The organism is Aeromicrobium sp. PE09-221, assembly GCF_002174305.1.
In the GTDB taxonomy this organism is placed as follows: Bacteria; Actinomycetota; Actinomycetes; order Propionibacteriales; family Nocardioidaceae; genus Aeromicrobium.
The window spans coordinates 30,981-50,470 of sequence record NZ_MIJB01000014.1 but is presented as its reverse complement, the minus strand read 5'-3'; the positions used below and the strand labels follow the sequence as shown (position 1 = coordinate 50,470).

Genomic DNA, 19,490 nt, shown 5'->3' with positions numbered 1-19,490 from the left:
GGCAGCCCGGCCGGGTGAGGAAGCTGCCGGGCTTGTCGGCTGCGCCCGCTCGGGATGAACGGGTCTCGGTGCGGAGGCGAGGTCAGATCGATCGACGCAGGAAGGCCACGATCTCGTCCAAGGCGGTCTCCGCGGCGGGGGCGGCACCGGGAAGGGCTGTGAATCCGTGGATCGCGTCGGGGAAGTCGCACAGCTCGGCCGCGACGCCGGCGGCCCTCAGCGTTTCGGCGTACCGCGTCCCGTGGTCACGCAGGGGGTCGTGCCCGGCGGTCAGGATCAGCGTCGGGGGCAGGCCCGTGTGCGAGGTGGCCCTGATCGGAGAGGCCTGCCAGTCCTGTGTGTCCGCGGCATCGGCCAGATAGGTGCGGGTGAAGGTGCGCATCAGCGACGAGGTCAGCAGGGGTGCCAGGGCGTTGGCGTCCTCAGAGGGCCAGCGCTCGTGGACCTCCACCACCGGATAGATGAGCACCTGGGCGCTGAGGTCCGGTGTTCCGGTGTCACGGGCCATGAGCGCGGTGACGGCGGCCAGGTTGCCTCCGGCGCTGTCGCCCATCACGGCGATCCGCCCTCGATCGCCTCCGAGGTCGGCGGCGTGTTCGTGGACCCACTGCAGGGCGGCCCAGGCGTCCTCGGTCGCCGCCGGATAGGGGTGTTCCGGGCCGAGTCGGTAGGTCGGCGAGACCACGACGGCCCCGACCTGACCGGCGACCCGGCTGGCGAGCCAACGGGACTGCTCGGGTGATCCGATGCACCAGCCGCCTCCGTGGTAATTGACCACGATGGGCAGCGAGCCACCGGCGAACTCCGGAGAGTGCACTCGCAACCTGGTCTCAGAGTCGCCGCCGATGGTGAGCTCGCGGACCCGGACCCCGGGTGCGTCGGTTCCCACGATCGCCCGGCCGAGGCGCGTCGAGAGCAGTCGCTGGCGTTTGCGACGTAGGGCGAGCAGCTGGGCCGCGTCGGTCTGTTCCTCGGCGACGGCCTTCAGCAGCATGGCGAAGAGCCGGGTCCGCACCGGCAGGGGTTGAGTGGTCATCGGTTCCTTCCGCACGGTGCAGGAGAGGTGATCGCGTCGCTCGACGTCTACGTCGTTGGTTGTCGGTGGGTGGGTTCAGGAGCGGCTCGGCGACGAGGTGGGCAGGTCGAAGGAACTCGACAGGCCACTGCCGTGGTACCAGTGCAGCGGTGGACCGTCGATCCCGAGCGTGCGCAGCGTCGCCGCCTCGGCCCCGTCGCCGATCGCGGCAGAGGCAGTCTGCCGTCCTGCCCTAGGTGGTCGCAGGCTGGTGTGCTTGGCGAGGTCGCCGGACAGACGTGATCGGCTGCGCACCAGAGCCCCGTCGAGGCGTGAGTAGATCCAGACCGACGACTCGCTGTGTGCCGTGGTACCGGTCCGGGTCGGGACGCGCAGCTGTAGGTATGGGGCGCCGTCCTCGCCGAAGGCCGTGGCGACCAGGGCGTCCGCGTCCTGCGCGATGTCGACGCGCCGCGTCGTCTTGGGCAGGTTCCAGATCCGGTTGCCCCGGAGCTGGTTCTCCCTGGAAGTGACGGGCATGTCGACGACGAGGTGACCGAAGGAGCCGAAGCGTCGCTGCAGCAGCAGTGGCAGCAACGGCGGGTGCCAGCGTCCGCCGACCTGTACGGGGATCACCACCGCCATCTCGTGATACGGCGGGATCTGACGTACCGACCGGTAGTCGTAGGCCGCGACGGCGACGGCCGCCCGGCGACGGTCCAGGCACACGGGCCGGACGCCTGGACCGAGCCGGTCGCGAACCAGGGAGCGTGCCGCGGTCAGGTCCGCACCGAAGACGGCCGCTGCCGTGGTGACGTCACCGTAGAAGGTGGGGAACAGGTACTCGCGTTCGATCTCGTCGGTGAGACGGTAGGTGGCCGGGCGCTGGCGTTGCCGCGCGAAGAACGGGTCGGCGAACGCCGGGTCGTCGGTGTTGTCCAGCTCGTGGGGCGCGATGTGCGTGGTGGTGTGCACGGCGGTAGTCAGCCGACGACGTCGACGGTGCGCAGGTTGCGCTCGTCGCTGTACAGGCGCCAGTCGCGCGAGAACCGGATGAGCAGTGGTTCCTCGGAGAACTCCAGGTCCGCCAGGATCCTGCCCAAGGGGTGGTCGCCGAGGGCGAGCCGGGCCTGCGTGGGCTGCGGCTGTGGGACCTCGACCGCCACGGGATAGGTGAGCAGGTTGATCTTGCCGTTCTTGAGCGTGGCGACGGTGTTGTGGTCGCTGTCGTAGTCGTGGTGATCGACCTCCGCTGGCACCTGCACGGTCAGGGTGAACAAGTCCTGCCCACCCTCGCTGACCCGGACGCTGCGGCTGGTGTCGGTCTCGGTGAACTCGATGTCACTGATGAACTTGTTGTAGCCCAGGATCTCGTTGCCCAGGATCTCGGAGAGCCGGGTGTCCACGATGAGGTGACGCAGGAACAGCACCGCCCCGCCCAGCTTCGGCTCCAGGAGGGACTCGACGGTCGGAGCCGCGGCGCCCACGCCGAGCGCGACGGGGATGCCGACGATGATCTCGTTGTACGGATCCATGTTCCGGTTCGCGTACTCGATGGCCGTGACCGTGGCGATGCTGCGGCCTTCGGGCAGTTCGGCGGGCACCAGGTCGGGCCGGGGCAGCAGGTCCAGCACGCGCTCGCGCGAGACGGTGTGAATGGCCGTCATGGAGGTGTTCTCTCGGCTGGTCAGGGGCATCTCTACGATCTCCCCGGTCGAGGGGATCGTGACCTCGCGGAAGGTCAGGTCCTCGAGGAACAGATCGAACTCCTGGCGGGTGATCGGGGGCATGCGATCTCCTCTTTACTAGTTGGCTGACCAGCAAGTTAGCACGGGCCCGGGTCCAGCCGGCTGATCCGCCGCCGATACCCTCCACCCATGACCTCGACGGCCGGGACGGCACCTCGGCGCACGCAGGTCGAGCGTCGCGAGACAGCTGAGCGGCGTCTGCTCCGGGCGGCGGCCGAGCTGACCGCCGAGGTGGGCCCGGCGGCGATGACACTGGCGGCGGTCGGCGAGCGCGCCGGCTACAGCCGAGGACTCGCATCGCACCACTTCGGGACCAAGGCGATGCTGATGCGCCGGCTCTCGGAGTCGGTCACCGAGTGGTTCCAGGAGCGACTCGACACCACTCTCGGCGATGCTGACCCGCTGGTCAGGCTGGACCGTCTGGTCGGGGCCTATTTCGAGATGCTGGGTGACTTCACGCCGATATACCGTGCCCGACTCATGCTCTGGGCCGACGCGGTCGCGCGACCCTCCAGTGAGCTGCGACCGATCGTGGTGGAGGCCGACCAGGCCTTTCGTGAGAAGATCGTCCAAGGCGTCCACGACGCCCGCGCCCGCGGCCTGATCGACACCGAGGTGGACGCCGACGGCGTCGCCACCATGCTCATCGGCATGCTCCGCGGCATCGCGATGCAGTCGCTGGTCGCTCCGATCGACCTGGAGGCGACCCTCGTCGAGGTGCAGCGGATCCTCGCCGCGTCACTGACGCCTGCTCCCTGACCCGTGCACAGGATCAGTGCCGAGGCCAGGCGCTGCCATCCCGGGAGCCAGAGGCTCCTACAATCTGCGTAGTGCGGATGGCTCCTGACGATGCACAGGCGCGGATCTGAAGACATGCCCATCTCCAACGGTCTGACGCCTTGATGATCTCGCTCTCGTCGTCAACCGGACCGCGTCTTGGACTCGATCCACGTCCGGCGTTAGATCCCGCCGATTGGCTAACAGCAGTGAGTATGAGGTGGACAAGGACTGTGAAGATCAGTGTGCTGGCGGCGTGTGCGCTCATCGGGATACTGGGCGCGGGACCCGCGTCAGCGAACTCGAATGAGGAAGTGGGGTCTGATGAGATCGGTCGTATCCTCGTGCAGGAACTCCAACGGCATCCGGGCGGGATCATCGTTGGGAACGAGATTCACTATGCCGACGGTGATGTGTTCGTCGCGGTCGAAATGGGCGTGTACTCGCTCTCGCAGTGTGGGTCAGGGAAGTTCTGCGGTTGGGCGTTGTCGAACTACACGGGGAGTTTCTACTCAACGTCCGGAAGCGGCGTCACCAAGAACCTGAGCTGGAATGCCCGGTCGTACTCGAACAATCGCTCGCAGGGAGCTCGCCTGTACAACAGCAGCGGCTCGGCTTCAGTCTGTTTCTCCCCCGGCCAGGACCGCCCGACGATCGCCTCGGCGTACTACAACCCGAGCAAGGTGAAGCTCTCCAGCACGTCCAGCTGCTAGACCCGCCGATCTCACGTCGCCGCGCAGCCCTGCGCGCAGCACTCTCGATGCCAGACCTAGACTAAGGAGGTCTTCTGAAGGGGGGCCGGGCGTGGAGGTACCGGACTTCAATGACTTCTTCCGGTCCGTCTTCCCCGACTTGGTGCGCTACGCACAGAGGCAAGTGAACTCGGCGGAAGCCGAGGACTTGGCTCAGTTGACACTCGAGGTCATCTGGAACAAGAACGTCCAGTCGCCTCGCTACGACCTCGAGCACAAGAAGCTAAAGAACCTTGCGTATCGGGTGCTCGAGGGTCTGCTACGGAATCGGTGGCGGGCAGAAGTTGCCTATCGCCAAGCGATCGATAGAGTCGGAAAACTCCCTTCGGAACGCACGAAGGATCTGATCGAACTGGTCGTCTTCGACGAGTGGCCGGAATGGACCAGGTCGCTCTCGCTCACGGATCGGCAAGTACTGGAACTGGTGATCGACGGATACAAGGTGGCCGAAATCGCCATCATCCTTGACTGCACGCCGGCCGCAGTCAGCATGCGGCTGCAACGAGCACGCAAGAACGCCAAAGCATTGTGGGCCGACCGGGAGGTGAACCGTGACTCATCACACTGACCCAGAGGAGTTCGCGGACGAACTCCGCCGTCAACTTCTCGAAGAGGGAGCAACCCCACGCGACCTAACGGCCCTTCCAGGCCAGGACACGCGGGCCGAAGAGTACTTGGCCCGGATCGTGTCGAGCGCTCCCATGGCACCTCCGTACCTGAGGACCAGGACCGGGCACAAGCACCGACGTCGAGCCCTGGCCCTCCTCGGCGCGGCGGTCGCGATCATCTTGGGCGTAGCAATCTTGGGGCCCGGGTGGCTAGGGTCAACTCCTCACGCAGTCGCCGCCACACCACCCCTACTCACGTTCCCCAATGTCGCGAACGGACAGCCCCCTGACTGGCAACCCGCGCGAGAGCGAATGCAGCAGCTGGCGACCGTCGCGGAACAACAACCCGCGCCTGCCCCAGAACCTGTCCAACGAGTCGTGGTCAACGCATGGTTCACATCGAGCGAGCACGAAGCAGACGGATCCATCAACAGTTCACTGGTCTCGGTCACCCGCGAATCGAACTTCGCTCCCGACGGGACCATGCACATCGTGGAAAGCCGCGGCTCAGATCTCGACCAGCACGGCCGTGTCACGAAACCAGCAGACGAACCGGGCGCGCCAACGACCGTCAACGAGTCCTTCGAAAGCAACGACCCAGGCCCGGGTTTCGCCGACGAACTCTCCACCGACCCTCAGCGACTGCGGCAGCAACTCGACGCCAGGCAAGACCCGGAGACCTGCGCCGGCACGCCCGCATCCTGTCTGGTCATCGACACCATTGATCTGTTTCACAGTTACGTCGTGCGACCCGAACTCGCCGCTGCACTCTGGCGAACGCTAGCGAGCGAGCCCGAGGTCACCTACCTCGGAGAGGTCAACGACCGACTCAATCGGCCCGCGGACGCGTTCGTCGTGCCAGGGCTCGATCAAACCACGCAACTACTGATCTTCCTCGACCCCGAGACCGGCCTCTATCTTGGCGACGAGGAAATACTGATCGAACCGTCGGAAGCCTTCGAGTTCGAACCACCGGCAGTTCTCTCATTCAGCGCTCTGGTAGAGGCTCGACGAGTCCCGGCCACCTCCAATCGCGCGCCTCAGTAGATACATCGCCTTCCCTCGGCAAGTGGGATACCTACCCACGAACGGCATGGTGCATGCGCGTTAGATTCGCGCGGCTTGGTGACATCAGTAGTTAAGGGCGCATCGTTCGCAGTTCCCGTTACTCATGCAGTTTCTGTGGAACAGCTCGACAAGGGAACCGCGCGGTGTTGCCCCACATGCAAGGGCAATAAAACACACGAGCCGGCTAGGTACAGGGCGCAGCGAGGAGCACTATGGTCATCTCTAGGAACAGCAGGGAGAAGACGCGCAACAGGCTCGTGCGGTACGTCCTGTCGCTTCTGCTAACGGTCTCCGGACTCGCGATCACCACTGTTGCGACGGCGACGCCCGCCTCAGCGGCCTGCCCGGGAAGCCTTGGTTACCGCGACAAGACCTCCGTCGGCGAGTTGGTTGCCTACTACTCATCCGGATCGGGTGGAACGAACTGCCCGCAGATGAATCATCTCGGCACAACCTATGGCGTCAGTTCCTGGACAGAGGTGTGGCTCTCAAAATGCACTCAGACAAGCCCCGCGTATAGGTGCCTGATCTCCGGCGTCTCGACTTCTGACACAGGCAACTACGCGTACTACGCCGGGCCGGTCTACAAGTACAGCACCAACGGCAAGTGCATCGCCACGACTGGAAAACACAAGGGTGTGATCTACGGCAGTATCGCCGCCATCATGTGCGGCTAAGACTCCTCGCCGCCGAACGACTGCACCGCTTCGACCAATGTCGACACGCCGAATGTCACACAGACACAACCCGTGTCCCTAGGTCCATCGAATGGCCGCCAAGTCGACGCACGGACACTCCGGGTTCGGCTTGTCTCATCAAACACAGATCCACCATGCGCTCGGAGGGTGGAACTGAGGAAGGAGCATCATGAGCGTTTCTCGTTCGGAGGGACACCCGAGTCCGAGGAACCGGCTGATGCGGCTGCTCGCGTCCGCGATCCTGGCAACAGCCGGGCTTGCCCTAACTCAGGTTGCACTGGCAGGCCCAGCATCGGCCTGCTCAGGCACCCTCGGCTTCCGGAACCTTCATCCCAACAAGGGTGAATTCGTTGTCTACTACTCCAGTGGTTCGGGTGGAACGAACTGCGCACGAATGAATCACCTCGGCTCCTGTTACGGTGCCACTTCCTGGACCGAGGTATGGCTCCTGAAATACAAAGAGACCCGGCCCAGCCTTAGTTGCACTGTCGCGGGCCCAGCGGTCAAAGACAGAGGCAACTACGCCTACTACGCCGGGTCGGTCTATCAGTACAACACCAACGGCAAGTGCGTCGATGGCTGGGGCGTGCACCTGGGCCTCAGGTACGACACTCCCTCTACGATCATGTGCGGCTAGGTGGCTTGACATGACGAGAACCCGCGCCACTAGCTTGACCATCGCCGTCTGCGCAATGCTCAGCCTGTGCCTGCTCACGGCGTGCGAAACGGACAGCACCAGTTCCCATCCGGGCAATGAAGTCGATCCTTCCAGCCTGTACAGCGCCTCGAACGACGACGGCACGACAGGCACCCCTACCGTCCTTCCGGTCGTCTCTGACGACAAGGCGATCCCGGCCGGTCAGACGGGAGAACTCGTCCCCGGAGTGTACGCGGCGCTCGGTGAACTGAATCCCGAGCAGAAACTGATTCTCAACAAGGCCTTCCATCTGCAGGTGAAAAGATGCATGAAGGATCAGGGCTTCACGCTGCTCGACCCGCCACCGGAGTTGGAGGTCTCAGAACGGTCCCCAATCCTCTTCGACGGGTACATCGGCATCCTCGATGTCGACTATGCCCAGCGTTTCGGATACCAAGCCGACATGGAAACCTTCGCAACAGGGGCGGATGATGACAACCCCGTCGGCATCCGCGAAGGCGGCAACGAAAGTAGATCGACCCCTGAGTATGAGTTCGCGCTGAAGGTCGCGAACGACGGCGGCTGCCGCGGGCAGGCGATGAGGTCAATCGAGCAAGATCGACCGAGCGAGGACGAGAGCACGCCGGTACTAGCGAGGATCTATCAGGAGTCCCTGAAGGCAACCTACGCCGACCCGGACTACAAGAAAGCGATCAGTTCGTGGTCGTCATGCATGCGCGAGGCCGGCTTCAACTACACGACCCCGGAGAATGCGTTCGCTGCGTTCGACGGGTTCTTGGTGACACATGAGAGGCCGGCCCCCACGGATGAAGAGATCAACACTGCGCTGCAGGACGTGGAATGCAAACGCTCAAGCCGTCTGGCGGATGTGTTCCGCCGAGTGTTCTGGAGCCATCAGATGGAGATGGCCGAACAGGACCGTCCGATGCTAGAAGTCCTCGACGAGGTCAACGATCAACTGCTTCGGAACGCCCAGAAGATCATCAGGGACCTCGGTTGATAAGACCCCATCCGCTTGGCCGTGCGGGGACAGTCGGACAAGGTTGCGCACCTGACGTTAGGAGGCACCTGGGGGTGGTGCATGGTGCACGAACCTGGTCATTCGAAGGAAAGCAGGTGCAGGGATGGCGACTTTACGGAGAACGCGCGTGCTCGCAACAGCACTTCTCCTGGCAGTTCTTCCGGGGTGTTCAGAGGACAAGGAGAGTCCGCCTCCGATCGGGCCGTCTTCAACGCCAACCTCAGCGCACACCTCAACAGTTCACCCGACCGAGGCGGAGCATGCGTCGCGAGCGGTAGACGCGAAGATTCGCGAGTTCTATGCCGTTCTGAGTCGACTTCGGCAGGACACGCGTCAGGATTTGGGGAGGCTGGAGTCCGTTGCTATCAGTACTGAGTTGACCGCTCAACGGCAGTTCGTAAGGCAGGAGCACCGCAAAGGTAGGCGCCAGGTCGGCGAGACGAAGATTGCCAACCTGGCGATCCAGTCGGTGAACCTCGATAGTTCAGACCCGAAGTCCGGCAAGGTCCCCGCAGTCCTCGTCGATGTCTGTTGGGATGTCAGCGACGTTGACGTGGTGGACAAGGAGGGCAACTCGGTCGTCTCGCCAGACCGGCCCGACACCGGGTGGACTCGTCATATTGTCGCGAACTTCAACTGGTCCGAGGACCCCGAAGGCGGTTGGCGGGTCGCCAGCGGCGAGGACCTTAAGAAGATGCCATGTTCTCCCGTGTCCTGAGCCGACTGCTCGTTGTCACTGCAGTTGTCGGCTTCGGCACTACTTTGTCCGCTGTCGCGTCCGAGACGACGTGTTCGCGTGTTGATCCGTCGACAGGAGAGTGTCTCATTTGGGTCGATCTCCCCGGAACCCCTGGCGATCCAGCGAGCCCGGACAGCGAAAGTCAGAAGGACTCGGGATCAGGTTCCAGTTGCTACTGGGACGGCAGGGAGCAAGGTCACTCGAAGCCGCCTCCGGGTCCTGTTCCTTGCAGTGTCGAGTTCGGCTACTGGTCGAACGCGTGGAACTGCTATGTGCGGCTGGCTGATCCACAGCCGCCGGTGGGACATCCGGCGTGGCACGGACGCAATCCTGGTGACGGCGCTGTGTATGAGTGCTGGCAGCCCCAGACCGATATGCAATTGCAACTCTGGTCAGCGTCTCCGCCTCCGAGGTCCGGTACTGGGCCCAACCCCCGTGAGGTTGCACAGCGCGCGATCGCCGACATGAAGCTCACGGCGATCAACATCGGGATCGCGCCGAAGGCCGAGGACGGCAGCGTGGGGCTTGTCGGGATGCCGGTGTGGATGTGGGCCGCGAACCCGGGCGAGCACACATGGGGACCCATCACCGCCTCGGCGACCGCTGGCGGCATCACCGTCACGGCAGCAGCTCGGGTCCACAAGGTCACCTGGGACATGGGTGACGGAACCAAAGTCACCTGCACCAAGCCGGGCACGCCATACAAGCCGGCGTACGGCAGCAAGAAGTCTCCCGACTGTGGCCACGTCTACACGACCTCCAGCTCGTCTAAGGCCGACCACAAGTTCGCGGTCACGGCCACGTCGGAGTGGGTCATCGAGTGGGAGGGCGCAGGACAGATGGGAACCATCCGGCTGAACGGACTCGTCCGAGAGGCCCAGATCGCCATTGGAGAAGCGCAGGTGCTCGTGCAGTAACCGGCAGAGGAAGGCAGCGAGGTATGAGCAAGACAGCCACCCGAGACGACAGGACCCTCGACCCCGAGTCGAGTCCCGCCGCCAGCCAGCTTGTGCCGCCACCGAAACTCCGCCGACGCCCCGCACTGGCCCTCGTCGCCATCGCTGCCATCCTGCTGGGTGGCTTGCTCGCTGCATGGGCGTGGTCGGCAACGACCAACACGCAGGAAGTCCTTGTCGCCCGGCACACCATCGAGCGTGGCTCCGTCATTGAGGCCAACGACCTCGCTCGAGTTCGGCTCAGCGTGGACCCCGCGCTCAAGCCGGTGGCGGCAAGTGAGTTCGACCGGGTGGTTGGGCAACGTGCGGCGTACGACGTCGCAGCCGGAGCGATGCTCACGCCTGACTCGATCACGACTGCGGTGGAGCCGACCGGGAACAACTCCATCGTCGGTGTCGCTGTGACCCCTGCGCAGGCTCCGGGGCTCGCGCTGGTCACCGGCGACCGAGTTCGAGTGATCGTGACTCCGGCTCAGGGCGAGGAGCTGCCCGCCGGAGCGCCGACGTTCAGCGAGGCGACCGTGGCCGGGGTCCATATCTCCGACGAAACCGGCCAGACGATCGTGGACCTCCTCGTCCCTCACGCCGACGCAGCAGTTCTGGCCGCCCGCACGGCCACGGGCAACGTCTCGTTGGTCTTGGACTCGCGGGAGCGCTGATGGCTGTCATCGCACTTGCTTCCGCGTCCGGGTCGCCCGGCGTCACCACGACGGCGCTCGGCTTCGCGATGCTGTGGCCACGCCCGGTGCTGTTGGTCGAGGCCGATCCCACGGGCGGCTCCGGCTTGTTGGCGGGCTACTTCCGGGGCACGCGCGAGTACGAGGCGGGGTTGATCGAGTTGGCGCTGACCGCGAGCAGCATCCACGACGGGCTGGCCGAGATCGCTCAGCGCATCGAGGGAACAACCGTCTCGTTCGTCGCGGGCACCCGGTCACATACGCAGGCGCCTGCGCTGCGCGACCTGTGGCAAGCACTGGCCGATGAGCTGGCGGACTTGGAGGGCACGGGTCAGGACGTGATCGTGGACGCCGGGCGACTCGGACTCCTCGGGTCACCCGAGCCGCTGCTCACGAATGCAGACCTGACGCTCCTGGTGACCCGGACGACGCTACCTGCGCTATCTGCCGTGCGGTCGTGGGCCGACGCGATCCAACGCGGCACGGTTCACTCGCAAGGTTCCGGCGCCTGGCAGCAAGCTGGCGTCGCGGTCGTCGGCGACGGCCAGCCGTACAAGGCGAGCGAGGTCAGCCGCGTGCTCGGACTTCCCGTGGTCGCCACCCTCCCCGACGAACCGGATGCGGCTGCGGTCTTCTCGCGCGGCGCCCAACCTCCGAAGAGGTTCGAGACCGGCCCCCTAGTTCGCGGCCTACAGGCAGGGATCGCCTCGATTCATTCGACGGTCTCCAGGCGGCGGAGCGAACTGCTCGAAGGAGTGCGGCCATGACGAGTGAGAGCCTCGATGAGACACAAACCGAAGTGGCAGATCTGACCGCACTGCCGTTGTTCGCGCAGCCGATGCCCACCAATGGCCAGTCCGGCTCGCATCGGAGCCAGTCCGGGCCGCGACTGGTCAGGCCCGTCGACTCGGCGGGCGACGACGCGCCTGCGGCGGGAGTTGACTGGTCGCTGGTTGCGGCACTGCGTGCCCAAGCCTCCGAGCAGTTGAGTCAGGCGGTGGCCGCCGACCGGGCGCGGCTCGACAAGGCCGCGCAGGAGGAGCTCGGGCGCTCGATTGTGCTGGACCTCATCGAGGCCACTGTCGCGGATCGGGTGAATGCTGGGAACGCCGCGTGGACGACCACGCAACAGGACGGGCTCGCCCGCGCCGTCTTCGACTCGCTGTTCCGGCTGGGGCGCCTTCAGCCCCTGGTCGACAACGACGACGTGGAGAACATCATCATCGCCGGCCACGACAACGTGCTCCTGGAACTCATCGACGGGTCGCTGATCGACGGCCCGCCGGTGGCGGACTCGGATGAGGAGTTGATCGACTTCCTCGTTTTCCTCGCCTCCCGGTCCGAGGTCAACGCCCGTGGGTTCTCCGAGGCTCAGCCTCGGCTTCACTTGCGTCTGGACGGTGGTTCGCGTCTGGCAGCGGCTGCGTGGGTGACTCCGCGGCCCTCGGTGGTGATCCGTCGTCACCGGCTGATGGAGATCACTCTCGACAACCTCGTTGAGCGCCAGATGCTCACCCCGGTCGCGGCTTCGTTCCTTCGGGCTGCGGTCAAAGCGCGCAAGAGCATCGTGGTGGCCGGGGCACAGGGCGCGGGCAAGACGACGCTGGTGCGGGCGCTGTGTGCGGAGATCGACCCTCTGGAGGCCATCGGCACTTTCGAGACCGAGTACGAGCTGCATCTGCACGAACTCGCGCGGCATCGGATCGTTCATCCGTGGGAGGCCCGCCCCGGCTCGGGAGAGCGTGGCCCCGACGGGCGCATGGCCGGTGAGTTCACCCTCGACGACGCCCTGGTCGACTCCTTCCGGTTCAACCTGTCGCGCCAGATCGTCGGCGAGGTCCGGGGCAAGGAGATCTGGGCGATGATCAAAGCGATGGAGTCCGGCACAGGTTCCATCTCCACTACCCACGCTTCCGATGCCGTCGCGGCAGTCCGCAAGTTGGTGACCTGCGCGATGGAAGCCGGGCCGCACGTCACTCATGACCTTGCCACGTCGAAGCTCGCGGCAACGATCGACCTGATTGTCCAGCTCGACTTGCGCACCACGACCGTGAACGGGAGCTCACAACGTCATCGCCGTGTTGCGGAGGTCATCGCGCTCGCTCCCGGTGAGCGGGAGACGGGGTATGCGACGACCCACATCTTCGCCCCCGACCCTGACGGCACCGCACGACCTGCCGTGCTGCCCGATGAGTACCGGTCTCTCGCGCAGTTCGGGTTCGACCTGTCCGGCTACCTCATGGGACAGGAGCCCCGGCCATGATCGCGCTCGTCCCAGCCTTGGCGGGCGCGCTGATCGTCGCCGGAGTCATCGGTCTCATCCTCGGGCTCCGTCCGGCACCGGTTCGCCAGAAGCGTCCCGCAGCCAGGCGGATGCGTCGTCTGGGCGAGTTGGACCGGACCACGCGGATGCTCCTGCTCGGCGGCATTGCTGGTGGTGTGGTCGCGTGGCTGGTCACCGGGTGGGTGCTCGCCATCGTCGCTGTGCCCGTGGCAGCGGTCGGCCTGCCGATGCTGCTGTCGTCCGGGTCGGCTGCATCGCGCATCGCTCGATTGGAGGCGATGGAGGAATGGACTCGTTCGCTGTCGGGGGTGCTGACCGTGGGAGTTGGGCTTGAGCAGGCCCTCGTGGCGACGCTGCGGTCCACTCCGGCAGCGGTCGCGCCCGAAGTCACCCGGCTGGTGGCACGCCTGCGGGCACGCTGGGGGACCGAGGACGCGCTGCGAGCGTTCGCGGACGAACTGGACGACTCCACAGGTGATCTGATCGCGGCGAACCTGATCCTCGGGGCACGTCGTCGTGGCGCGGGTTTGGCTTCGGTGCTCGAAGGTCTGGCCGAGTCGGTCGCCGCCGATGTGCGTGCGCGGCGTCAGGTCGAGGCAGACCGCGCCAAACCCAGAGCGACGGCCCGGTGGGTGACGCTGATCAGCGCGGGTGTGCTGGTGATCCTCGCGGTGTCCGGCACGTATGTCGCGCCGTACAGGAGTCCGCTCGGGCAGGTCATTCTCGTCGGCCTGCTGTCGGCCTACGTCGCCACCCTGATCTGGATGAAGCGCATGGCGATGGGCCGCAACCTTCCCCGCTTCCTGGACCGACCGCAGGCTCAGTCACCGGCTCGGAACGTGGCATGACGACCGGGCTTCAACTCGCTCTGGCAGCCGGCGCGCTCGTTGCGTTCGGCGTCGTGCTGTTGGTCGTGCGTCTGATGCCAGCCGAGCCTGACCTCGCCGAGGCGTTGGGGCGGCTCACGCCGACCCGTGGCCGCGCCAAGACCCTCGGCCCGACCACGGCGAGTGGGGGCAAGGAACGGCTCGGTGTGTGGGCGATGAAGGCCCTGCCTCCGGGGATGTGGGTGCGGACACCTACCCGCGAGCTGGCGCTGCTGCGCGTCCCGTTGGCCCGGTTCTATGGCGAAAAGTTGACGTTTGCGTTCCTCGGGCTGCTGATTCCACCGCTCTTGGCGTGGTTCTTCGGCCTGATAGGTCTCGGGTTCCCGGTGGCGATTCCCGCGCTCGCTTCGCTCGGTCTGGCGGTGGTGATGTTCTTCCTGCCCAACTACAACGCGGTCGATGACGCCCGGAAAGCGCGGCTTGAGTTCACCCGGGCACTCGGCGCCTACATCGACCTTGTCGCATTGGAACGCCACAACGGCTCCGGCGTCCGTCAGGCAATGGAGTCCGCCGCCGAGGTCGGGGACTCCTGGGTGTTCACCCGGCTGTCGGAGGAGTTGACCAGATCGCGTTGGTCAGGGCTGCCGCCTTGGGACGCGCTGCACACGTTGGCTGAAGAACTCGGACTTCCCGAGCTCGACGACTTCGCCGACATCATGCGCCTCAGCGGCGAGGAAGGGGCATCGGTCTATGCCAACCTCCGCGCCCGGTCCGCCGCCATGCGCACCGCGATGCTCAACGACGAGATCGCCGAGGCCAACGCGGTTGGTGAGCGGATGACCATTCCCGGCTCATTGCTCGGCGTCATCTTCATGGCCTTGCTCGTCGCCCCGTCGTTGCTGCGGATGTTCGGCAACACATGACAGCCACGACCCCACGAAAGGGAACCCATCCAGGAAAGGAAACACCACTATGTACCGATTGCTCACACTCCTACTCGCCCTCCATCTGAGTCTCGACGCGCGACTCCGTGTCCGCGACGAGCGAGGCTCTGTGACTACCGAGCACGTCCTGTGGGCGGTGGCCGTCATCGCCATTGTCGGGATCGTGGTCGCTGCGGTGAAGGCTTATGTCGAGAGCCAAGCCGGCAACATCAAGTAGCGGGCCGCTGGCGCGTGGAAGGAAAGAGCGCGGCTCGGTGTCCATCCAGCTCGTGATTCTGTTGCCTGCCCTCTTCGCGGTGATGTTCCTCGGGATGCAGGCCGCGTTGTTCTACCACGCCCGGACGGTGGCAATCGCTGCTGCGCAAGAAGGCGCGAAAGCCGCTGGCGGAGAGAACGGGAAAGAATCGGATGGCGTACAGGCCGCTGCGGCGTTCATCGCCGACGCAGGCGGCGACGGCGTGCTGACCGGCGCAACCACCACGGCAAACCGGACCGGCACCACAGCAACCGTGGTCGTCCAAGGCCACTCCCTCAGCGTGATCCCAGGCTGGTCGCCCGTGGTCCGCCAAGTGGCATCTGTGCCCGTCGAGAGGCTGACCGCCCCATGACACATCTGCGGACCAGACGCCGAGTCCAGGTAAGGGACGAGCGGGGCTCGGCTGCGGTCGAGGCCGTCGTCGGCGTGCCTGCCTTCGTGCTCTTCGTGGGACTCATTATCTTCGGCGGGCGGACCGCGACCACCCATCAGTCCGTCGAGACCGCCGCCGCCGATGCCGCCCGTGCCGCGTCCATCGAACGCACCGCGACCGTCGCCAAGAACAAGGCCATCGCGGCAGCGACCACCAGCCTGACCAACCAAGGCATCGGCTGTCTCGACATCGACGTCACCGTGGACACCAGCCAGTTCAACCGCGCGGCCGGCGAAACCGCAACCGTCACGGTGACCGTCCGATGCCGTCTCGACCTCTCCGACCTGTCCGTACCGGGAGTGCCCGGAAGTCGCCTCATCAAGGCAACCATGTCCAGCCCGATCGACACCTGGAGGGAGCGCGTATGACGGCCAGAACTCGCAGCCGTGTCCGGGATGAGCGTGGCTCGATCTCGATCTGGCTTGTCACCTCCAGCTTCGTGATGATGATGCTCGTCGGACTCGCTGTCGACCTCGGCGGCCAGGTCCACGCCAAACAGCGCGCCCACAACATCGCCGCCGAAGCCGCTCGAACCGGGGCCGAGCAAGTGGAGGCCGCTCCAGCCATCCAGGGCCAGTACGTCCGCGTCGACGCCACTGCCGCGCGTACCGCAGCCGAGCAGTACCTCGCCGCTTCCGGCATCGAAGGCACCGTCACGGTGACCGACGGCGACACCATCCACGTCGCCGTCACCGGCACCTACACGCCCACCTTCCTCGGCTTCATCGGCATCGGTGACCTCACCGTCACGTCCGATGCCTCTGCCCGCATCGTCCGCAGCCTGGGAGGAACCGAACAATGAGACCCACCACGCCACAACGCTTACGCGAACGGCTCTCAGGACTCGGGGCCAGTCTGCTCATCGCCGCCTTCGCCATCGGGATGCCGCCATTGCTCCTCGCCATCGGCGCGACCCCCTGGCGCGAGAGCAACATCGGGACAATCCTGACCAGCCCGGACGACGGCACCCTCCTGCTCCTTGTCTTCGCAGTCGTCGCGTGGCTCGTCTGGGTACTCCTAGCGCTGCTGTGCGCCCTCGAAGTCGTCGCCGTCATCCGGGGCGTACCCGCCCCACGACTCCCCGGCCTCGGACCGCTCCAAGACCAGATCGGGCGCCTCGTGGCCGTGGCCGCCCTTCTGTTCGTTGCCGCCCCCGCAGTCGCACCAGCGTTCACGCCACAGCCAGCGCACGCTGCCTCCGAAACACCCCAGCAGGTCGCACTCTCAACGGTGGCGGCCCCGCTCACCGAACCCGCGACCGCTGCCGCCCCCGTGGCCAGCGCCGACACCGATGTGGCAACGACGACCGTCGACTACACCGTGAGACGCGGCGACAGCCTGTGGAAGATCGCCGAAGAACAGCTCGGGGACCCAATGCGCTTCCGCGAAATCGTCAACCTCAACCCGGATGCGCTCCAAGGACGCGCCGACTTCATCAACCCCGGCATGGTCCTGCGCCTGCCCAGCGATGCAGCAACAACCAGCGAGGAAACCGACGAGACACCCCTTGCCGAGGAGACCTACCTCGTGGAACCCGGCGACACCCTGTGGGAGATCGCCGACGAGAAACTCGGCGCAGGCGAGCTCTACCCCGAGATCTTCGAGGCGTCGCGCGATACCGTCCAAACCGGCGGCCAACAGCTCACCGACCCCAGCCTGATCCGGCCCGGATGGGAGTTGACCGTCCCCAGCACCAGCACAGCCGTCCCTGCGGTCGTCGATCCGCCGATCGGCCCCGAACCGACCGAACCCGACCCGGAACCCGAGTCGGAGCCGGAGCCGGAGGCAGTCGAGCCGGACAGCCGGGAGGTCACGGACAGCACGAGCCCCGACGCCACCGGACAGGACCCGGCTGCCGACGTGCAGGCTGAGGACTCCGACCCAGTTGAGGCCAGTGGCTCACCTAGCTGGTTGGTTCCAGGACTCGCCGGAGCCGGTGCAGTCCTTGCTGCCGGACTCCTCACCGCGTTGCGCCGACGCCAGCGCACCCAACTTCGCTACCGGCGCCCCGGCCACATCGTCGTGCCGCCGCCTGCGTCACTGAATGGCTTGGAGAAGACACTTCACGTCGAAGGGTCCTCGATGGCCACTCAGATCGCGGCGCTCGACCACGTTCTACGGCGGCTCAGCGACAGCCCTCACGGTCTACCCGAGGTGATCGCGGTCGCCCTCTCGGCTACCGAGACAACGCTCCACCTGGCCGAGGCGAGCGCGGATGCGACGCTCCCTGAGCCGTGGACCGGGGCAGGCCGTACCCGTATCGCCCCGCTCCAAGGCGACAGCGACGAGCCACGCGAGCAGGGCGCACCGCCGTACCCGCTCTTGGTCGCTGTCGGCCAAGACGACGACGGGACGGTCTGGTTCGTCGACCTCGGTCACACGCCGCACGTCGCCGTGACGGGCGAAGGAGGCATTGGTGAGGACTTCCTTCGCCAACTGGCTGCCGAACTGGTGCTCAACCCTTGGTCTGCGGAGGTCGACATCGACACGTTCGGACTCTCACCGATGCTCGTGGGCCTCGATCCGCTCCGGGTCCACCATCATGCCGACACTCGCCTGCTCGACAAGCTCGCAGCGGACCTTGCCCAAACCGGCGTCCCTGGCCTTGCCCCAGAACGACGCCGTGCCCTGCTGCTGGAGCGCAGCTACGCAAACAGTGATGCTGCGCATGCGATCACCTCTGCCAACAGCACCCATGCGGCTCGCGGTATCACTGTGGTCACCGTCGGCGACCACATCGCCGAGGAGTCGCTGGCGCTGGACGTGGACGAGTCCGCTCGGCTCACCATTCCCATCCTCGGTATCACCGTGGCAGCGGCGGGTCTGAGCGACGAGGAGGCATCGACGTGCGCTGCGATCCTCGACGTCACCCGGGACGCCACCCTGGCCCCGGTTCCTGTGGACGAGGCGGCTACTGGCCGCGACAAGTTGGTGGACAAGGCTGGCGCGCTGCGTGACGAACTCGTTGAATCTCGGCCAGTGGGAGCGGCGGGCGGCACAGCACTTCTTCCTCGACCGACCAGTGAGTACGCCGACGTCGCGGCGACCACGACCGACGACGTCGAGGCGCTTGCAGCGATCGTGCCCGAGGCAACTCGGGCCGCAGTCGAGGACGCCGACCCGAGCTTGGATCAGGAGGTCGCATGGTGGTTCGACCCCAACTGCAGGCTCCCACGCATCAGCGTCTTGGGACCGGTGTATGGGCGTGCCTACGGGGATACGACGGACATTGCCGGTCGCAAGCCGTTCTATACCGAGATGCTGGCGTTCCTCGCGCTCCATCCCGACGGGGTGACCTCCGGGCAGGTCGCCGACGCCTTCAGCATCACGCCCAAGCGAGCCCGGGTGGACATGAATGCGCTCCGCTCCTGGCTCGGCACGAACCCTCACACCAGCGCACGGCATCTCCCGAAAGCGGATGAGTCCCGGGCCGCACAGCAACGCGGCGGGCACTTCTATCAAGTCGACGGCGTGCTGCTGGACGCCGACCTGTTCCGTCGTCTCCGGGCTCGGGGTCAAGCGCGTGGCACGGCAGGCATCAGCGACCTCGTGACCGCGCTGAGACTGGTCACTGGTCAGCCATTCGGGCAGCTCCGACCTAACGGCTGGTCCTGGGTCTTGGAGGGTGACCGGATCGACCACATCCTCACCTGCGCCATCGTGGACGTCGCCCACATCGTGACCACTCATGCTCTCGCCGAGGGTGACCTGCCGATGGCCCACGAATCGGCTGAGGTTGCCCACCATGCTGCGCCGTACGACGAGATCACCAACCTCGACCTCGTGGCCGTGGCCTCCGCCGAAGGGCATGAGGACCTGGCCGAGCAGCTCCTCAATGAACGGATCTACAACCGCAGCGACGACGACCTCGGACCCGTCGAACTGCCACCGCGAACCCAAGACATGACCAGCCAGCGTTCGCAGAACGGCGCCCATCCGGGCGGAAACCGTCGCGTTCGGGCACCTCGCAAGGGGTAGAGCGAAACTTTCTTCAACTTTTTGGGGAACCCCCAGCTGACCTGCGGAAAC

Annotated in this window: 21 protein-coding genes; 18 read left to right on the top strand and 3 right to left on the bottom strand. The window is 65.7% G+C overall.

Annotation, left to right across the window (positions count from 1 at the left end; translation table 11 throughout):
- Window positions 1-82: 82 nt before the first annotated feature.
- The 3 genes from BHE97_RS07775 to BHE97_RS07765 all read right to left on the bottom strand — a co-directional run bounded on the left by BHE97_RS07775 (window position 83) and on the right by BHE97_RS07765 (window position 2,805).
- Window positions 83-1,036, bottom strand: a complete 954-nt coding sequence (locus BHE97_RS07775) for an alpha/beta hydrolase (RefSeq protein ID WP_087623475.1) — start codon at window positions 1,034-1,036, stop codon at window positions 83-85.
- 75 nt (window positions 1,037-1,111) lie between these two features.
- Window positions 1,112-1,990, bottom strand: a complete 879-nt coding sequence (locus BHE97_RS07770) for a hypothetical protein (RefSeq protein ID WP_087623474.1) — start codon at window positions 1,988-1,990, stop codon at window positions 1,112-1,114.
- A gap of 8 nt (window positions 1,991-1,998) precedes the next feature.
- On the bottom strand, window positions 1,999-2,805 hold the full coding sequence (locus tag BHE97_RS07765; protein WP_087623473.1) for an acetoacetate decarboxylase family protein: 807 nt from the start codon (window positions 2,803-2,805) through the stop codon (window positions 1,999-2,001).
- Window positions 2,806-2,892: 87 nt separating this feature from the next.
- Between BHE97_RS07765 and BHE97_RS07760 the strand changes: the two genes are divergently transcribed.
- The 18 genes from BHE97_RS07760 to BHE97_RS07670 all read left to right on the top strand — a co-directional run bounded on the left by BHE97_RS07760 (window position 2,893) and on the right by BHE97_RS07670 (window position 19,439).
- Entirely contained in the window at window positions 2,893-3,522 is a 630-nt protein-coding gene (locus tag BHE97_RS07760; protein WP_087623472.1) for a TetR/AcrR family transcriptional regulator, read from the top strand.
- A 251-nt stretch (window positions 3,523-3,773) separates the two neighbouring features.
- Window positions 3,774-4,253, top strand: coding sequence for a peptidase inhibitor family I36 protein (locus tag BHE97_RS07755; RefSeq protein ID WP_170931323.1), 480 nt, complete (start codon window positions 3,774-3,776; stop codon window positions 4,251-4,253).
- Between the two features lie 91 nt (window positions 4,254-4,344).
- Window positions 4,345-4,860 carry a sigma-70 family RNA polymerase sigma factor gene (locus BHE97_RS07750; protein ID WP_087623470.1) on the top strand — a complete coding sequence of 172 codons (516 nt, stop codon included), beginning with the start codon at window positions 4,345-4,347 and terminating at the stop codon, window positions 4,858-4,860.
- Window positions 4,844-5,947 (top strand): CU044_5270 family protein, encoded by a 1,104-nt coding sequence (locus BHE97_RS07745; RefSeq protein WP_170931322.1) that lies wholly within the window; start codon window positions 4,844-4,846, stop codon window positions 5,945-5,947. Before BHE97_RS07750 ends, BHE97_RS07745 begins: the two co-directional genes overlap by 17 nt.
- A gap of 233 nt (window positions 5,948-6,180) precedes the next feature.
- On the top strand, window positions 6,181-6,645 hold the full coding sequence (locus BHE97_RS07740; protein WP_087623468.1) for a hypothetical protein: 465 nt from the start codon (window positions 6,181-6,183) through the stop codon (window positions 6,643-6,645).
- Window positions 6,646-7,313: 668 nt separating this feature from the next.
- Entirely contained in the window at window positions 7,314-8,324 is a 1,011-nt protein-coding gene (locus BHE97_RS07730) for a hypothetical protein (protein ID WP_140400040.1), read from the top strand.
- Between the two features lie 148 nt (window positions 8,325-8,472).
- The gene (locus tag BHE97_RS07725; protein ID WP_236757577.1) at window positions 8,473-9,063 is read left to right on the top strand and encodes a hypothetical protein; all 591 of its coding nucleotides are present in this window, start codon (window positions 8,473-8,475) and stop codon (window positions 9,061-9,063) included.
- 485 nt (window positions 9,064-9,548) lie between these two features.
- Entirely contained in the window at window positions 9,549-10,001 is a 453-nt protein-coding gene (locus tag BHE97_RS07720) for a hypothetical protein (RefSeq protein ID WP_087623464.1), read from the top strand.
- A 23-nt stretch (window positions 10,002-10,024) separates the two neighbouring features.
- A complete protein-coding gene (locus BHE97_RS07715; protein ID WP_087623463.1) occupies window positions 10,025-10,699 on the top strand; it encodes an SAF domain-containing protein in 675 nt (224 codons plus the stop codon).
- On the top strand, window positions 10,699-11,484 hold the full coding sequence (locus BHE97_RS07710) for a hypothetical protein (protein WP_087623462.1): 786 nt from the start codon (window positions 10,699-10,701) through the stop codon (window positions 11,482-11,484). Before BHE97_RS07715 ends, BHE97_RS07710 begins: the two co-directional genes overlap by 1 nt.
- Window positions 11,481-12,980 carry an ATPase, T2SS/T4P/T4SS family gene (locus tag BHE97_RS07705; protein ID WP_087623461.1) on the top strand — a complete coding sequence of 500 codons (1,500 nt, stop codon included), beginning with the start codon at window positions 11,481-11,483 and terminating at the stop codon, window positions 12,978-12,980. Before BHE97_RS07710 ends, BHE97_RS07705 begins: the two co-directional genes overlap by 4 nt.
- Window positions 12,977-13,849, top strand: coding sequence for a type II secretion system F family protein (locus tag BHE97_RS07700; protein WP_087623460.1), 873 nt, complete (start codon window positions 12,977-12,979; stop codon window positions 13,847-13,849). Before BHE97_RS07705 ends, BHE97_RS07700 begins: the two co-directional genes overlap by 4 nt.
- On the top strand, window positions 13,846-14,751 hold the full coding sequence (locus BHE97_RS07695; protein WP_087623459.1) for a type II secretion system F family protein: 906 nt from the start codon (window positions 13,846-13,848) through the stop codon (window positions 14,749-14,751). Before BHE97_RS07700 ends, BHE97_RS07695 begins: the two co-directional genes overlap by 4 nt.
- Window positions 14,752-14,800: 49 nt before the next feature.
- Window positions 14,801-14,989, top strand: coding sequence for a hypothetical protein (locus tag BHE97_RS07690; protein WP_087623458.1), 189 nt, complete (start codon window positions 14,801-14,803; stop codon window positions 14,987-14,989).
- 37 nt (window positions 14,990-15,026) lie between these two features.
- Window positions 15,027-15,380: a TadE/TadG family type IV pilus assembly protein gene (locus tag BHE97_RS07685; RefSeq protein WP_236757576.1), complete on the top strand. Its 354-nt coding sequence runs from the start codon at window positions 15,027-15,029 to the stop codon at window positions 15,378-15,380.
- On the top strand, window positions 15,377-15,829 hold the full coding sequence (locus tag BHE97_RS20970; protein WP_087623456.1) for a TadE family protein: 453 nt from the start codon (window positions 15,377-15,379) through the stop codon (window positions 15,827-15,829). Before BHE97_RS07685 ends, BHE97_RS20970 begins: the two co-directional genes overlap by 4 nt.
- Window positions 15,826-16,263: a pilus assembly protein TadG-related protein gene (locus BHE97_RS07675; protein ID WP_087623455.1), complete on the top strand. Its 438-nt coding sequence runs from the start codon at window positions 15,826-15,828 to the stop codon at window positions 16,261-16,263. The genes BHE97_RS20970 and BHE97_RS07675 overlap by 4 nt, the downstream gene beginning before the upstream one ends.
- Entirely contained in the window at window positions 16,260-19,439 is a 3,180-nt protein-coding gene (locus BHE97_RS07670; protein WP_087623454.1) for a LysM peptidoglycan-binding domain-containing protein, read from the top strand. The genes BHE97_RS07675 and BHE97_RS07670 overlap by 4 nt, the downstream gene beginning before the upstream one ends.
- Window positions 19,440-19,490: the final 51 nt, after the last annotated feature.

Excerpts from the sequence above, each read along its gene's own strand:
- BHE97_RS07775 (WP_087623475.1), bottom strand. The coding sequence starts at position 1,036 with ATGACCACTCAACCCCTGCCGGTGCGGACCCGGCTCTTCGCCATGCTG.
- BHE97_RS07765 (WP_087623473.1), bottom strand. The coding sequence starts at position 2,805 with ATGCCCCCGATCACCCGCCAGGAGTTCGATCTGTTCCTCGAGGACCTG.
- BHE97_RS07760 (WP_087623472.1), top strand. The coding sequence starts at position 2,893 with ATGACCTCGACGGCCGGGACGGCACCTCGGCGCACGCAGGTCGAGCGT.
- BHE97_RS07740 (WP_087623468.1), top strand. The coding sequence starts at position 6,181 with ATGGTCATCTCTAGGAACAGCAGGGAGAAGACGCGCAACAGGCTCGTG.
- BHE97_RS07730 (WP_140400040.1), top strand. The coding sequence starts at position 7,314 with ATGACGAGAACCCGCGCCACTAGCTTGACCATCGCCGTCTGCGCAATG.
- BHE97_RS07720 (WP_087623464.1), top strand. The coding sequence starts at position 9,549 with ATGAAGCTCACGGCGATCAACATCGGGATCGCGCCGAAGGCCGAGGAC.
- BHE97_RS07715 (WP_087623463.1), top strand. The coding sequence starts at position 10,025 with ATGAGCAAGACAGCCACCCGAGACGACAGGACCCTCGACCCCGAGTCG.
- BHE97_RS07710 (WP_087623462.1), top strand. The coding sequence starts at position 10,699 with ATGGCTGTCATCGCACTTGCTTCCGCGTCCGGGTCGCCCGGCGTCACC.
- BHE97_RS07705 (WP_087623461.1), top strand. The coding sequence starts at position 11,481 with ATGACGAGTGAGAGCCTCGATGAGACACAAACCGAAGTGGCAGATCTG.
- BHE97_RS07700 (WP_087623460.1), top strand. The coding sequence starts at position 12,977 with ATGATCGCGCTCGTCCCAGCCTTGGCGGGCGCGCTGATCGTCGCCGGA.
- BHE97_RS07695 (WP_087623459.1), top strand. The coding sequence starts at position 13,846 with ATGACGACCGGGCTTCAACTCGCTCTGGCAGCCGGCGCGCTCGTTGCG.
- BHE97_RS07690 (WP_087623458.1), top strand. The coding sequence starts at position 14,801 with ATGTACCGATTGCTCACACTCCTACTCGCCCTCCATCTGAGTCTCGAC.
- BHE97_RS20970 (WP_087623456.1), top strand. The coding sequence starts at position 15,377 with ATGACACATCTGCGGACCAGACGCCGAGTCCAGGTAAGGGACGAGCGG.
- BHE97_RS07675 (WP_087623455.1), top strand. The coding sequence starts at position 15,826 with ATGACGGCCAGAACTCGCAGCCGTGTCCGGGATGAGCGTGGCTCGATC.
- BHE97_RS07670 (WP_087623454.1), top strand. The coding sequence starts at position 16,260 with ATGAGACCCACCACGCCACAACGCTTACGCGAACGGCTCTCAGGACTC.